This window comes from Fodinibius saliphilus, from assembly GCF_005869845.1.
Taxonomy (GTDB): Bacteria; Bacteroidota; Rhodothermia; order Balneolales; family Balneolaceae; genus Fodinibius; species Fodinibius saliphilus.
This window is the reverse complement of the sequence record NZ_VAWF01000002.1, coordinates 245,491-259,868: the sequence shown is the minus strand read 5'-3', so window position 1 is coordinate 259,868 and position 14,378 is coordinate 245,491. Positions and strand designations below refer to the sequence as shown.

Annotated in this window: 12 protein-coding genes; 10 read left to right on the top strand and 2 right to left on the bottom strand. The window is 42.2% G+C overall.

Annotated features, from left to right (window positions below):
• Positions 1–14 precede the first annotated feature (14 nt).
• Complete coding sequence (locus tag FCN14_RS09190; protein ID WP_138430983.1) at positions 15–1,205, bottom strand: TolB family protein; 1,191 nt, start codon at positions 1,203–1,205, stop codon at positions 15–17.
• A gap of 226 nt (positions 1,206–1,431) precedes the next feature.
• Complete coding sequence (locus tag FCN14_RS09185; protein WP_138430982.1) at positions 1,432–2,820, bottom strand: tyrosine phenol-lyase; 1,389 nt, start codon at positions 2,818–2,820, stop codon at positions 1,432–1,434.
• Between the two features lie 333 nt (positions 2,821–3,153).
• Between FCN14_RS09185 and FCN14_RS09180 the strand changes: the two genes are divergently transcribed.
• The 10 genes from FCN14_RS09180 (at position 3,154) to ppdK (ending at position 14,378) form a co-directional block, all read left to right on the top strand.
• Positions 3,154–3,606 (top strand): RrF2 family transcriptional regulator, encoded by a 453-nt coding sequence (locus FCN14_RS09180; RefSeq protein ID WP_171032872.1) that lies wholly within the window; start codon positions 3,154–3,156, stop codon positions 3,604–3,606.
• A gap of 181 nt (positions 3,607–3,787) precedes the next feature.
• A complete protein-coding gene (locus FCN14_RS09175) occupies positions 3,788–4,282 on the top strand; it encodes a c-type cytochrome (RefSeq protein WP_138430981.1) in 495 nt (164 codons plus the stop codon).
• Between the two features lie 54 nt (positions 4,283–4,336).
• The gene (gene nosZ / locus FCN14_RS09170; protein WP_138430980.1) at positions 4,337–6,313 is read left to right on the top strand and encodes a Sec-dependent nitrous-oxide reductase; all 1,977 of its coding nucleotides are present in this window, start codon (positions 4,337–4,339) and stop codon (positions 6,311–6,313) included.
• Between the two features lie 85 nt (positions 6,314–6,398).
• Positions 6,399–7,022 carry a hypothetical protein gene (locus tag FCN14_RS09165; RefSeq protein WP_138430979.1) on the top strand — a complete coding sequence of 208 codons (624 nt, stop codon included), beginning with the start codon at positions 6,399–6,401 and terminating at the stop codon, positions 7,020–7,022.
• A gap of 20 nt (positions 7,023–7,042) precedes the next feature.
• Positions 7,043–7,486 carry a nitrous oxide reductase accessory protein NosL gene (locus FCN14_RS09160; RefSeq protein ID WP_138430978.1) on the top strand — a complete coding sequence of 148 codons (444 nt, stop codon included), beginning with the start codon at positions 7,043–7,045 and terminating at the stop codon, positions 7,484–7,486.
• A gap of 40 nt (positions 7,487–7,526) precedes the next feature.
• Positions 7,527–8,768 carry a nitrous oxide reductase family maturation protein NosD gene (locus tag FCN14_RS09155; RefSeq protein WP_138430977.1) on the top strand — a complete coding sequence of 414 codons (1,242 nt, stop codon included), beginning with the start codon at positions 7,527–7,529 and terminating at the stop codon, positions 8,766–8,768.
• Positions 8,765–9,475 (top strand): ABC transporter ATP-binding protein, encoded by a 711-nt coding sequence (locus tag FCN14_RS09150; protein WP_138430976.1) that lies wholly within the window; start codon positions 8,765–8,767, stop codon positions 9,473–9,475. Before FCN14_RS09155 ends, FCN14_RS09150 begins: the two co-directional genes overlap by 4 nt.
• A complete protein-coding gene (locus FCN14_RS09145; protein WP_138430975.1) occupies positions 9,472–10,263 on the top strand; it encodes an ABC-2 transporter permease in 792 nt (263 codons plus the stop codon). Before FCN14_RS09150 ends, FCN14_RS09145 begins: the two co-directional genes overlap by 4 nt.
• A 2-nt stretch (positions 10,264–10,265) precedes the next feature.
• Positions 10,266–11,675, top strand: coding sequence for an oxygen-independent coproporphyrinogen III oxidase (hemN, locus tag FCN14_RS09140; protein WP_138430974.1), 1,410 nt, complete (start codon positions 10,266–10,268; stop codon positions 11,673–11,675).
• Positions 11,676–11,687: 12 nt separating this feature from the next.
• A complete protein-coding gene (gene ppdK, locus FCN14_RS09135) occupies positions 11,688–14,378 on the top strand; it encodes a pyruvate, phosphate dikinase (protein WP_138430973.1) in 2,691 nt (896 codons plus the stop codon).

Genomic DNA, 14,378 nt, shown 5'->3' with positions numbered 1-14,378 from the left:
CGCAGGTAATTCTGCTAGAAAATCCATAGGCTGCCAATTGGACTCCAAGTGGCTGATACATCAGCCGCTTGGTTAGCTGTCATATTGGTGGGAAGGCCCGATCCATCGGCATTGACCTTATATATCTCTGCTTGACCATCGCGATCTGTAGTGAAAATTATTTCTGAACCATCTGCAGACCATGCAGGATTAATATCCAAACCAGTGTTATTGGTTATTTGAGTAATGCCCGACCCATCTTTATTTATTGTATATATATCTTGTTGACCATTACGATATCCTGAGAATGCAATTTTTTCTCCATCCGGAGACCATGAGGGATTTTCAGCTGCTTCCGTATAACTTGTGTTTGTGAGTTGCTTTAGTCCGGTTCCATCAGTATTCATTGTATGCAGCTGTTTTTCACCACTAATATAACTCTCGAATAATATTCTATTGCCATCAGGCGACCATTCCGGGGATTCATCTATGATACCCTGGCTATTAGTTAGGTTTGTTAAGTTACTTCCATCTATATTGATACGATAGATTTCCATGTCCCCTTCATGGTTACTTTTAAAAACCAGTTTAGAGTCATCGGGTGAAAAGCTAATAGTACCATATGAAGATGATTCAATATTAGTTACTTGCCGAAGGTTAGATTGGTCAGCATCCATCAGGTAAACATTATAGTACCCGCTATTTCTGTTACTGAAAAAGGCAATTTGGGTACCATCATTTGAAATAGTGGGGAATTCATCAGTGTAAGTATTGGTCGTTATCCGGTTTGGACTGGATCCATCAGCATCCATAATAAAGATGTCCCGGTCGTAATTATTAGACATTCTATCGGAGGAGAAGACAATCTTATTACGAATCATCCTTTTGCAGTTAATATCAAAACTTATTTCGGTGGTATCCCCCAAAGTTATGATTACATTATCCGGGTTGGCACTGTTGATTTCACAGTTTGCTGCGATGCCCGAGAGTTCGGCACTGTAGTTCCCTTTTGGAAGGTTAATGCTGGTTGTATCATTCGTGGATAGTGTAAGAGATTCACCATTTACACTAATAGTATATTCCATATCTAAATCTTCACCGCTGGTGCTTGTTATTATTTTTAAAGTACCAGAGGTAGGTTCTGGAGAAGAGCTAGTGCTGTTACTGCAAGAGGTTATTACTGAGATTATTACAATAAATAGGATAAATCGCACCGGTAAACTCATAGAATAATTATAAGTAATGTTTAATGATATTATTGTTTATCTAAACCATCAGATATATGAGTGCTTTAGCAGTTAAGAAATAGGGTTATCGGTGATTTGATAATTTTTCTTAAATATTTGGTGATAAAGTAAAAAGGCAGGTCTATAAGAAAGGGGGGATCAGTTGTACAGCCGAGCACCAGTGCCCGGCTGCCTCTTAAGAACCAACTGATGTAAATGGAAGTGGTTACACTTCTTTAAAACGGGATTGGAAGAATCGTAAATATTCGGGCTCATAATCAAAAGCGAGACCAGATACCTCTTCTCTGTTTTTATAAACCGCTTCAACAGATTCGGCAACAACGTCCATATGTGCCTGGGTATATGCTCTGCGTGGGATAGTTAGGCGTACAAGTTCAAGTTCAGGATAGTTATGTTCACCTGTTTCCGGATTTCGTCCGGCAGAAACAACGCCACGTTCCATACTTCGTACCCCAGAGTCAACGTATAAAGCGGCAGCCAATGCTTGTGCAGGTAACTCATCTTGGCTGAGGTGGGGTAAAATCTTCTTAGCATTTAAGAAAACTCCATGGCTACCTATCGGACGAACCACAGGAACACCCATATCAATAAGTTTTTCGCCCAGGTATTGTACCTGGCCCACTCGAGCTCGAATATGATCTTCATCTACAGATTCAGTAATACCAATGGCCAGAGCTTCCATGTCTCGGCCAGACATTCCACCATAGGTATGCAGGCCTTCATAGACTACAACTATATTTTGGGCTTCTCTGTAAAGGTCCTCGTCATTTAGGGCCAGAAATCCACCAATGTTTACTAAGGCGTCTTTTTTTGCACTCATTGTCGCTCCATCAGTCAGAGAGCATATTTGATGCACAATTTCTTTGATAGGGGTATCTTCGTATCCATCTTCACGCTGTTTAATGAAGTAAGCATTTTCAGCTACACGGGTCATGTCATGGATGATGGGGATATTATATTTATTCGTCAGTGCCCGCAATTCTTTGAGGTTTGCCATCGAGATTGGTTGTCCACCGGCCATATTCACAGAGGTAGCAATAGATACATAAGGAATACGATCTGCCCCTTTTTCATTGATCAGTTCTTCAAGCTTTTCAAGATTCACATTAGCTTTGAAGGGATGCTCAACTTCAGGCTCATGGGCCTCATCAATAATTACGTCAACAAAAGTTCCGCCGGCTAACTCTTGGTGAAGTTTTGTTGTAGTAAAATACATGTTGCCGGGTACGTAATCACCTTTATCAATTAAGAGCTGAGAGATTATATGTTCAGCTGCTCGGCCTTGATGGGTAGGTACGACATAGCTATAACCGTAATATTCCTGGATTGCTTCTTCTAAATTATAAAAATTCCTGCTTCCGGCATACGCCTCATCGCCCATCATCATGCCGGCCCATTGTCGGTCACTCATAGCAGAAGTTCCACTGTCGGTTAATAAATCGATATACACTTCGTTGGATCGTAATAAGAATGTGTTATATCCAGCTTCTTTAATGGCTTTTTCCCGTTCTTCACGTGTAATCATTTTTACCGGCTCAACCATTTTTATACGATATGGTTCCGCCCACGAACGGTTCTTTTTTTCAGTAGTCATTTTCTGTCAGTGTTTTTGGTTAAGGTTATTGTTGAATTGCAATGTCTAACTCTATAAGGAGGGTCAGATAAAGAGGTTAAAGTGTAAGAACAATATTAAGGTATTTAAGACACTTATATCTTAAATAAAGTTTCAGCAGAATACAACTGTTTATTTTTTTTGTTATCTGATGAGGTATAATAGGCCCATATGCTATTTTAGAGATGATATATGCACATTTATTTATTCGGGATCTCAATAATCATAAAGAGAGAAAAAACAGAAAAATATTTGGGAGTTAATAAAAACAGTTTTAAATTAAGACAAAATACTCTTAAACCCTTTTTAAATAAAATGTTGTTATCAAAAGCGTGTGTTTATGGATTGAGGTCCTCGCTTTTTCTTGCTTCCGGTAAGGACGATGGGTATACGTCCATTCGAGAAATGAGCGATCAGTTGGATATCTCCTTCCATTTTTTGACAAAGATATTACAGGAGCTCAGTGGTGCAGGGCTGATGGAATCGCACAAAGGTCCCAAAGGTGGCGTAAGACTTTCAAAAGAAGGATCAGAAGTAAGTTTGTATGAAATTGTTGCTGCCATTGATGGAACAGAGCTCTTTACGGAATGCGCATTGGGGTTGCCCGGATGTGGTGTTAAAAAGCCCTGTCCTCTGCATGATAAGTGGGCAGGAACACGCGATGGCATTCGAAAGATGTTGGAAGATACTAACTTGCTTGAACTGGCAGAAAAGGGAAAGGAACAAAATTTAAGGATTACAGAAGACGGCGGTTTTGAATGGATTTAGTAAGAGATGTTGCAAAGGTACATCCCTTTAACTTAAAAAGTATTGCATTGCTGCAATAGTCATCTACAGAAAGCTACTATTTCGTTAACCTGACGATAATGCAAAAGGTTGGCACAGTAGTTGTTTGAATTTATAATAACAGATAAAATACTCTTAAATCTATAAATAGGAGCAGTGAGTTATGAAATATAGCATTAAACAAATAATAGGATTGGCCATAATGGCAAGTGTACTGTTCGTAGGCTGCGGCGGTTCCGGAAATAGCGACCAGGCATCTGATCAGTCATCACAAAATAATGAAAGTGGGCTTACGGCCTTTGAGCAAGAAAACGGTATTGGTCCCGTAACAGAAGAGCTCGACTTGGCCGAAATAGATGAAGAGTTGGCCAAGAAGGGACAAAATATGTTTGAAACCAAGTGTTCGGCCTGTCATAAAATGGATGAGCGATATGTAGGTCCCCAACTACGAGAAATTACTGAGGAACGTACGCCCGAATACGTTATGAATATGATTTTGAATCCGGCTGAGATGGTTAAGAAACACCCGGAAGCAAAAAAGAAGCTGGCAGAATTTATGACCCCGATGCCCAATCAAAATTTAAGTCGTGAAGAAGCTCGCTCAATCGTAGAATTCTTGCGTTACATGAATGAAAACAAAGACACAAATGAGATTTAATAGGTCTTTTCACTAAGAGTTATCTCAATTAATAAACCACAAATAATAAGTACTATGAATACCATACATAAAATAATACGGACCTGGGCGCTGCCTTTATTGGTAGTATCAGGAGTGTTGCTGGCAGGATGCCAGAACGGTCAACAGATTGGCTCATCCGACGATGCGGCATCGAAAGTATATGTTGCTCCGGGTGAACATGATGAATTTTACGGATTCTTTTCCGGGGGATATAACGGACAGCTGGGAATCTACGGATTGCCTTCCGGGCGTCACCTATTTACAGTGCCTGTGTTTTCACAAGCTCCGGTGAATGGATACGGATATAGTGAAGAAACCAAGGCGATGTTGAATACATCACACGGTTTCGTGCCTTGGGGCGATGCTCACCACCCTGAATTGTCTCAAACCGATGGGGAAACCGACGGACGTTGGATCTTTATCAACGAGAACAATACACCTCGTGTTGCTAGAATTGGTCTTGATGACTTTAAGACGCAAGAAATAATTGAGATACCAAATTCTGCGGGTAACCACGCATCTCCTTTTGTAACTCCTAATACAGAGTATATCTCTGCTGCCACTCGTTTTAGTATTCCTGTAAGCGAAGATGATATGCAGAATATGGATGTAGCTATTGACTCTTATAAAGAGAACTTCAAAGGGACGCTTTCATTTATCAAGGTTTCTGATGAAGGAAAAATGAATATTGATTTCCAGATTTTAATGCCAGGGTTCGATTATGACCTGTCCCATGCTGGGAAAGGTCCTTCTGATGGATGGTCTTTCTTTACCAGTTATAACAGTGAAGAGGCAAATACGCTGTTAGAAATCAATGCTTCGAAAAATGATAAAGACTTTATTGCGGCGGTGAACTGGAAGAAAGCTGCTGAGTATGTGAAACAGGGCAAAGGTACTATGATGCCCGGAGAGCACGTACGAAACTATATTGATCATGAAGAAGGTGGTATTGCCAAGAGCGAGACCATTGAAGAAGTACGTGTTCTTGATCCACGGAAGCTTGATGGCTTGGTGTATTTCTTACCTACTCCCAAATCTCCACATGGTGTTGATGTCGATCCTACAGGAAAGTACATCGTAGCCGGTGGTAAGCTTTCAACGGTAATTCCAGTGCACTCTTTTGCAAAGATGGAAGAAGCCATTGAGAACGAAGATTATGCTGGTGAGGTAATGGGAGTTCCTGTGCTTAAGTACGATTCTATCCTCCATGGAGAGGTTGAAAACCCAGGTTTAGGACCTCTGCACACGGAGTTTGACGGAAAAGGAAATGCCTATACTACTGCATTTATCTCTTCTGAAGTAGTGAAGTGGGATGTGGAAAAAACAGAAGTTATCGATCGTATTAACACCTATTATTCTCCTGGTCACTTGATGATTCCCGGTGGAGACAGCCAAAATCCTGACGGTAAATATTTGGTAGCTCTTAATAAAATTACCAAAGATCGGTATTTGCCTACTGGACCTGAAATGTTCCACTCGGCACAGCTGATTGACATATCCGGTGAGAAAATGAAGCTGTTGCTTGACTTCCCTACCGAAGGTGAGCCGCACTATGCACAGGGTATTGCTGCTGAAAAAGTGATTAAGAATCAAAAGCGATTCTATAAGCTTGAAGAAAATGGTCACCCCGATGCTATCTCCAGCGAGAAAGAAGCTAGAGTAGAACGCGATGGCAACGAGGTTCACATATACATGACTGCTATCCGAAGCCACTTTACTCCTGACAATATTGAAGGTGTGAAAGTGGGAGATGAAGTGTATTTCCACGTTACAAACCTTGAGCAGGATTGGGATGTGCCGCACGGATTTGCAATTAAGGGTGCCAATAATGCAGAACTGCTTATTATGCCCGGCGAAACCCTAACCTTTAAATGGGAGCCTAATAAAGAAGGCGTGTTCCCATTCTACTGTACAGACTTCTGTTCAGCACTGCACCAAGAGATGCAGGGATATATTCGCGTATCGCCAAAAGGATCTGATGTAGAAATCGCCTACGGAACAGGTCAGTAAAACGACCTCAATCCTTCGTGGAGGGGAGGGTGAAAGCTCCCTTCCTCTTTTTATAAAAGCAGAAATACTTTAGACCGAGGTTGTTATGAGTAAAAAGAACAGATTATGGATGGGATTAGCCTCATTATTACTGATCCTAGTATATTTCTTTCCTCTATGGGGGATAAGCATGGAAGCCCCCCAGTATCCCGAGGGAATTGGTATGAATATTACGGTAAATGATATCACCGGTAAGGAGCCCCACGACCTGGATAATATCAATGGACTGAATCACTATATAGGGATGAAGGCTATTACCCCTGACTCTATCCCAGAATTAAAAATAATGCCCTATATCTTTGCCTTTTTAATGGTAACAGGCTTGATGATTGCATTATGGGGTAGCCGAAAATGGATTATAGTGTGGCTGGGAGTGTTTGTATTGCTTGCCATTGCAGGACTGGTGGACTTTTATATCTGGGGGTATGATTACGGGCATAACTTAAACCCTAACGCCCCGATCAAAGTACCGGGAATGACCTATCAGCCGCCACTGATTGGCAGTAAACAACTATTAAATATAAATGCTACCTCTTTGCCTCATATCGGATTTTACGTAGCTCTTTTATCGATGAGTATTGCATCCATGGTGTGGTGGAAGGAAGGTAAAACAGATGGTGGAAATAATACCGAAAAAGTAGAAACTAGTAATTCGCGGAAGGCCGCTTAATAATTATAACGTAGATTGCAATGACTGCATTAAGAACAACCGTATTGTTTGTTTTGTTTATCCTGTTAGTGGCATGCAGCCAGGAACCGGCAGAAGTCCACTATGGAAGTGATGAGTGTGCACATTGCAAAATGATGATTACTGATGGGCGATTTGCATCACAAATTGTAACTGATAAAGGAAAGTCAATTAAGTTCGATGCTATCGAATGCATGACCGTTTATCACAGAAACAATAAGGAAGAATTAAAAAATGCAAAGTTATGGGTAAGTAATTTTGCCAATCCGGGAGAATGGATTGAGGCTCCCGATGCTCAGTTTGTAAAAAGCGAGGTTGTTAAAAGCCCTATGGGAGAGTCATTGTTGGCTTTTCCAACAGCTACAAAAGCAGAAAACCACGTGGAGGAACAACCGGGTAAACTTATTAACTGGAAAGAAGTTACTGAGACAAAGATAAATATGTAAGGATTGCAAAGTAACTGTAATTAAGGATTGAGGATTGAAAATGTGGGCGAATAATAAAATAACCGGACTCTTAACAGTCCTGCTGTTATTACTATCAGTACAGCTTGTTCAAAGTCAGCCGATAGTAGTACCCAAGGGCAGTTCCATTAATGATGGAATAGATCGTGCTGAGCCAGGTGATACTCTTATTATTGAGGAAGGCCTTTATAAGGAGTACGATATTAAAGTAGACAAGCCTTTGACAATTTTAGGTGACGGTGATGTTACCATTGATGGCGACCGAAAGGGATTTATACTTGTTATTACAGCAGATGATGTAACGGTAAAAAATATTGAGATCAAGCATGCGAGCACTAGTTTTATGGAGGATTATGCTGGTATTTTGATTGAAGAAACCGATAATACACTTATCGAAAATGTAACGCTGACAGATAATTATTTTGCTATTTATCTTGCTAAAACAACAAATTCTGTCATCAGAAACAATCATATTACCGCTTCAGCCAAGCGCGAAACCCAGTCGGGTAATGCCATTCACCTCTGGTACAGTAAAGATGTAACAATTGAAGACAACTATGTAGCCGGTCATCGTGATGGCCTCTATTTTGAATTTGTGGAAGGGGCTACCATATCAGGGAATGTGAGTGAAAATAACATTCGATACGGTATCCATTTTATGTATTCAGATCACTGCCGGTACGAAGATAACACCTTTAGAAATAATGGTGGTGGAGTAGCCGTAATGTACACTTCCCATGTAGAGATTATTAATAACCGATTCGAAGATAACTGGGGGTCTGCGGCCTATGGTATGCTCCTTAAAGAGATTAACAGGAGTAAGATCGTAGGAAATGAGTTTTATAATAATTCGGTAGGTCTGTATATCGAGGCGACAAGCAGAAATGAGTTTAAATACAATACGTTTCGCCAAAATGGTTGGGCCGTAAAGCTAATGGCTAACTCAACAGACAACATTTTTACTAAAAACAATTTTGTGGCAAATAGTTTTGAAGTGGCCACAAACAGCATGAAAAACTACAACGAATTTAACAATAACTACTGGAGTCACTACGAGGGTTATGATCTGGATCGGGACGGAATAGGCGACGTCCCTCACCGACCGGTACGCTTATTTTCCATATTGGTTGAAAAGCAGCCGCAGTCTTTATTACTGCTTCGCAGCTTGCTAATCGATATTCTGGATGCAGCAGAACGCATTATGCCGGTATTAACCCCCGAAACACTTGTTGACTCTCAACCGAAAATGACCAAAGTATCATGATTTCAATAAAAGGATTGAGGAAAAAGTTTGGTCCCCTTACGGTGCTCGATGACATTGATTTAGATATTCCATCGGGGCAAGCCACCGGTATAGTAGGTCCCAACGGATCGGGCAAGACCACAACCATAAAAGCGTTGCTGGGATTAGTAAAGCCCAATGCCGGCGATATACATATCGACGGTGAATCCATAAAGGGACAATGGGACTATCGAAAGAAGATTGGATATATGCCCCAAATAGCGCGATATCCTGAGAATATGACTGTTCGCGAATTATTCAACTTTATAAAAGAGGTTCGTGGAGCTACGCAAACTAATGAAAAAGAACTGATTGAGTATTTCGGTTTACAACCGGAGCTGGAAAAGCGAATGCGTACTCTTTCGGGTGGCAACCGGCAAAAGGTTGGCGCAGTCTTAGCTACTATGTTTGACCCTGAAGTACTGATATTTGATGAGCCAACAGCTGGTTTGGATCCCCATGCCAGTGTACAGTTTAAAAACTTTGTGCATCGTGAGAAAGAGAAAGGAAAAACAGTGCTCTTGACAACGCATATCATGAGTGAAATTGAGGAGTTGGCAGATTTCTTGATCTTTATTGTAGAAGGTAAAATCAGGTATCACGGCCCAATGAAAGAGCTGATAAAAAAACAAAAAGAACAGCGCCTCGAAGGAGCTGTAGCAAAAATGATGGCGGAGGTAGCAGCATGAAAGCATTAACGATTTTAAAATACCAATGGAAAGATCTGTTTAGAGGGAAGTGGATTATCGGTTATGGGCTCATTTACCTGCTTATGTCCGATGCAATGATCCGTTTTGCAGGTACCGGTCCAAAAGCGATGATCAGTATCGCCAATATCATGTTATTGCTAATACCACTAGTGGGCATTATTTATGGAGCCCTTTACCTGTACCAATCGCGCGAATTTACAGAACTATTGCTGGCCCAACCAATTGATCGCAGCACGCTTTTTTGGGGATTATTCGGCGGTTTGGCACTGCCATTGGCCTTTGTTTTTACCGCAGGTATCAGCATACCAATGATCTATTCCGGTATGATGACTGCTGCTCATTTGCAATCAATTACCCTTTTGGTTGGTTTAGGGATTGTGCTAACGCTGCTGTTTACCGGTCTGGGTTTCTGGATGGGGCTCAAGTTTTTTAATAACCGTATTAAAGGCTTGGGATATGCACTGGTGAGCTGGTTATTTTTGGCGGTTATTTATGATGGTTTAGTGCTGTTGGCCGTATTCATGTTGGGAGATTATCCCATCGAGGAGCCAATGTTGGCGATGACGATGCTAAACCCCATTGACCTGGCTCGGATTACTGTTTTACTAGAGTTTGATATATCAGCACTGATGGGATATACGGGAGCAGTGTTTAATCGATTCTTTGGTAGTGCTATGGGAATTGGAGTAGCAGCAGCCTGTCTGGGGCTTTGGATGGGCATTCCCCTTTGGAGTGGTAAACGACTGTTTAACAGAAAGGACTTTTAGGTATGGATACCCAAGAGCAACAACCGCAAGGTCTTGCTGCCGAAGTAGGGTTAGACCTGATCAAAAAATACAATGTAAAAGGTCCTCGTTACACCTCTTATCCAACAGCGGTACAGTTTCAGGAAGTAACAGGGCAAAAGAAAGACAGGCTTAAACATTATCTGCTTGAAAGAAATAGTGAGGCGCGCCCTGTTTCACTCTATTTCCATATCCCCTTTTGTTTCTCTCTGTGTTGGTATTGTGGATGTACGAAAGTAATCACCAAGGACCAAGATCGGGGTGATCTCTATCTCGACTATTTGGAAAAAGAGATGGATCTAATAGCCCAAATATTACATGTTGATTCGGAAGTGATTCAAATTCACTTCGGCGGTGGAACCCCCACCTTTTTAAAGCCGGAGCAGCTGCGGCGATTGGGAGCGGGTATCCACAGTCGTTTTAATGTGACTGAGGAAACAGAATTTGGGGTGGAAATTGATCCACGGCGTTGCAGTCGTGAGCATATTAAAGCACTGGCAGAGATCGGGTGTAACCGAGCCTCGCTGGGCGTGCAAGATACCAATGAAGAGGTGCAAGAAGCCATTCACCGGATACAGCCCTTTGAGCAAACCAAAGAGGTGACCGGGTGGTTGCGTTCCGAGGGAATTGATTCTATTAATTTTGATCTAATCTATGGGTTACCTCTTCAGACCTTGGAAACATATCGCAAGACTATGGATGATGTGCTAAGTCTACAGCCAGATAGATTGGCCGTTTATAGTTACGCACATATCCCAAGCCTGATGCCGGCCCAAAAGCTGTTAAATGTTGATGATATGCCGTCAACGGATCAGAAGCTTTCTATGCTACAGCTGGGAATTTCGCACCTTACCGAAAATGGATATCGTTTTATTGGGATGGATCACTTTTCGCGGGAAGATGAAGAGCTTACCCAGGCTATGGATAACGGGACTCTGCAGCGAAACTTCCAGGGATATAGTACATTAGCAGGCGCAGATCTCTATGCTTTTGGTATGTCCGGCATATCAAATGTAGGTGAATACTATTGGCAGAATACCAAAGATCTTGGTTCTTATTACTCTCAATTAGATGATGAAGGGTTACCCGTTGCAAAAGTATTGCATCTTTGCAATGATGATGAGATCCGAAAAGATGTAATTATGCAGTTGATGTGTCAGATGGGGCTCAGTTTTGCTGAAATTGAGGAAAAATGGGGCATGGTTTTTGAAGATTACTTTAGTGATAGCTTAAGCCGTTTGGCTGCAATAGAAGCCGATGGTTTTGTAGAAGTTAACAGCGAAGAAATACGTATTACTGAACAAGGCCGGCTTTTCCTTCGAAACATAGCGATGTGTTTTGATTATTATCTGAATACATCAAAAGCTGACCGCTCATTTTCAAAAACTGTCTAAAGGGGAATTATTATGAGCACCGAAAAATATGTTTATACATTTGGCGGCGGAGTAGCAGAAGGTAATAAATCTATGAAAGATGTTTTGGGAGGTAAGGGAGCAAATCTGGCTGAGATGAGTTCTATAGGCTTGCCCATCCCTCCCGGTTTTACCATATCAGCAGAGGTATGCAAATACTACAACGAACATAATGAGGAATGGCAAGAGGGGGTTGAAAAGCAGGTTCAACAAAGTATTCACCACCTTGAAGGATTAATGGATTTAACCTTTGGTGATGCTGCTGATCCCCTGTTGGTCTCTGTTCGGTCAGGAGCGGCTAAATCGATGCCGGGAATGATGGATACTGTTTTAAATCTGGGCCTTAATGATCAGTCGGTAAAGGGTTTGGCTCGTAAAACAGATAATGAGCGTTTCGCTTATGATTGTTACCGACGGTTTATAGATATGTTTGGTTGCGTAGTGATGGGCATTGAGCATGACCGGTTTGAAGAAGTGATCCAAAAGCTGAAAGGTGAAGAAGGTGTTAAGTTAGATACCGAACTTGGTGTTGAAGAGTTGAAGGAGCTGGTAGACCGCTACAAGGCAGTATATCGAAAGAGTACGGGATATATGTTTCCACAAAATCCCAACGAACAGCTTCACTATGCTATTAATGCAGTATTTGGCTCGTGGAGTAGCAAGCGAGCCAAGACGTATCGTAAAATAAATCGTATTACCGGGCTCTTGGGAACGGCCGTAAATGTACAGGCAATGGTATACGGCAATATGGGAGATAACTGTGCTACTGGCGTCTGTTTTACGAGGAATCCCGCCGATGGTACCAAAGGACTGTATGGTGAGTTCTTAATAAATGCCCAGGGTGAAGATGTTGTAGCCGGTATTCGAACACCACAGAATATAATAAAACTAAAACAGGTAATGCCGACAAGCTATGATGAGCTTTTAGAGGTGACCGAAAAGCTCGAAAAGCATTACCAGGATATGCAGGATATTGAGTTTACGATTCAGCAGGGCGAACTCTTTATTCTACAAACAAGAAATGGAAAAAGAACCGGAACAGCGGCAGTTAAAATTGCCGTTGATATGGTAGAAGAAGGCTTAATTGAGAAGGAAGGAGCAGTACTGAACCTGGTCAATCCCGCTCACCTTGACCAGCTTTTACACCCGCAACTTAGCCAGGCTGAGGTGGATGAACAGGAGGTTATCGGTGAGGGACTACCGGCCTCACCCGGGGCCGCTGTTGGAAAGGTTGTGTTTAGTTCTGAAGAGGCTGAAAAAGAGCATGCACAGGATCATCCTGTAATTTTGGTTCGCATTGAAACCAGTCCCGAAGATGTAGGCGGCATGTCGGCAGCCGAAGGAATTTTAACTTCGCGCGGTGGTATGACCAGTCATGCAGCTGTGGTTGCCCGAGGATGGGGTAAACCGTGTGTGGCCGGTTGTGATGATATTGTAATAAATTATGAAGCCCAATCATTTACGAATGGGGAAATTACAGTGAAGGCTGGAGATTGGATATCAATTGACGGGGCTCGAGGTCTAGTTATAAAAGGGAAAAAGCCGGTTGAAGAGCCTGATTTTGGAGAAGATTTCCACACTTTTATGGAATGGGTAGATGGCATGCGGGATATGAATGTACGAACCAATGCTGATACACCGGAAGATGCCCTTCGTGCACGTAAGTTTGGAGCACAAGGTATTGGGTTAGCACGCACCGAACACATGTTCTTCGGTGAGGAGCGCATTAAGGCCATGCGAAGAATGATCATGGCTGAAAGTAAAGGGGAACGAGAAAAAGCTCTGAAGCTTTTACTGCCTTACCAGAAGCAGGATTTTATCCAAATGTTTGAAGCGATGGAAGGTCTGCCGGTAACGGTGCGCTTGCTTGATCCGCCATTGCACGAGTTTCTGCCTGATGATAAAGAGGAGATCAAAGCCTTGGCTGGAGAGCTCCAAATAAGCGTTCGAGATCTCAAACGAAAAATTCGATTACTTAAAGAGTTTAACCCGATGCTGGGTCATCGCGGATGTCGACTGGGAATTACCTATCCTGAGATCACAGAGATGCAGACACGTGCTATTTTGGAGGCAGCAGTCAATCTCAAAAAAAACGGAAAAAAGGTGATGCCCGAAATTATGATCCCCTTGGTCGGTACTGCCGAGGAATTTATTCACCAGCATGAGGTTGTTGATCATATTGCCGCGGATGTATTTGCATTGGAGAATGAAACGGTCGACTACAAGGTGGGAACAATGATCGAAATACCGCGTGCTGCAATTGTTGCAGATAAGATTGCCGAAGAAGCAGAATTCTTTTCTTTTGGTACTAACGACCTCACCCAGATGACCTATGGATACAGTCGTGATGATGCCGGTAAATTTCTGGAAGCGTATATGAAAGAAGGAATCCTGAAAGATGATCCCTTTCAGACGCTTGATGAGGAAGGCGTAGGTCGGTTAGTTGAGTTAGCTACAAACAAGGGACGTGAGGTCCAGCCAAAGCTTAAGGTGGGAATTTGTGGTGAACATGGTGGTGATCCGTCGAGCGTCCGTTTTTGCTATAACCTGGGACTTGATTATGTATCTTGTTCGCCCTATCGCGTGCCGGTGGCCCGGCTTGCGGCAGCCCAAGCTCGGCTTCAGCTGGACGAAGAACTGCTAATTCAGAATGATAATGGAAGAACGGAGTTGATTAGCAGTTAA

Coding starts and splice junctions, on each gene's coding strand:
- FCN14_RS09190 (WP_138430983.1), bottom strand. CDS start 1,205: ATGAGTTTACCGGTGCGATTTATCCTATTTATTGTAATAATCTCAGTA.
- FCN14_RS09185 (WP_138430982.1), bottom strand. CDS start 2,820: ATGACTACTGAAAAAAAGAACCGTTCGTGGGCGGAACCATATCGTATA.
- FCN14_RS09180 (WP_171032872.1), top strand. CDS start 3,154: ATGTTGTTATCAAAAGCGTGTGTTTATGGATTGAGGTCCTCGCTTTTT.
- FCN14_RS09175 (WP_138430981.1), top strand. CDS start 3,788: ATGAAATATAGCATTAAACAAATAATAGGATTGGCCATAATGGCAAGT.
- nosZ (WP_138430980.1), top strand. CDS start 4,337: ATGAATACCATACATAAAATAATACGGACCTGGGCGCTGCCTTTATTG.
- FCN14_RS09165 (WP_138430979.1), top strand. CDS start 6,399: ATGAGTAAAAAGAACAGATTATGGATGGGATTAGCCTCATTATTACTG.
- FCN14_RS09160 (WP_138430978.1), top strand. CDS start 7,043: ATGACTGCATTAAGAACAACCGTATTGTTTGTTTTGTTTATCCTGTTA.
- FCN14_RS09155 (WP_138430977.1), top strand. CDS start 7,527: ATGTGGGCGAATAATAAAATAACCGGACTCTTAACAGTCCTGCTGTTA.
- FCN14_RS09150 (WP_138430976.1), top strand. CDS start 8,765: ATGATTTCAATAAAAGGATTGAGGAAAAAGTTTGGTCCCCTTACGGTG.
- FCN14_RS09145 (WP_138430975.1), top strand. CDS start 9,472: ATGAAAGCATTAACGATTTTAAAATACCAATGGAAAGATCTGTTTAGA.
- hemN (WP_138430974.1), top strand. CDS start 10,266: ATGGATACCCAAGAGCAACAACCGCAAGGTCTTGCTGCCGAAGTAGGG.
- ppdK (WP_138430973.1), top strand. CDS start 11,688: ATGAGCACCGAAAAATATGTTTATACATTTGGCGGCGGAGTAGCAGAA.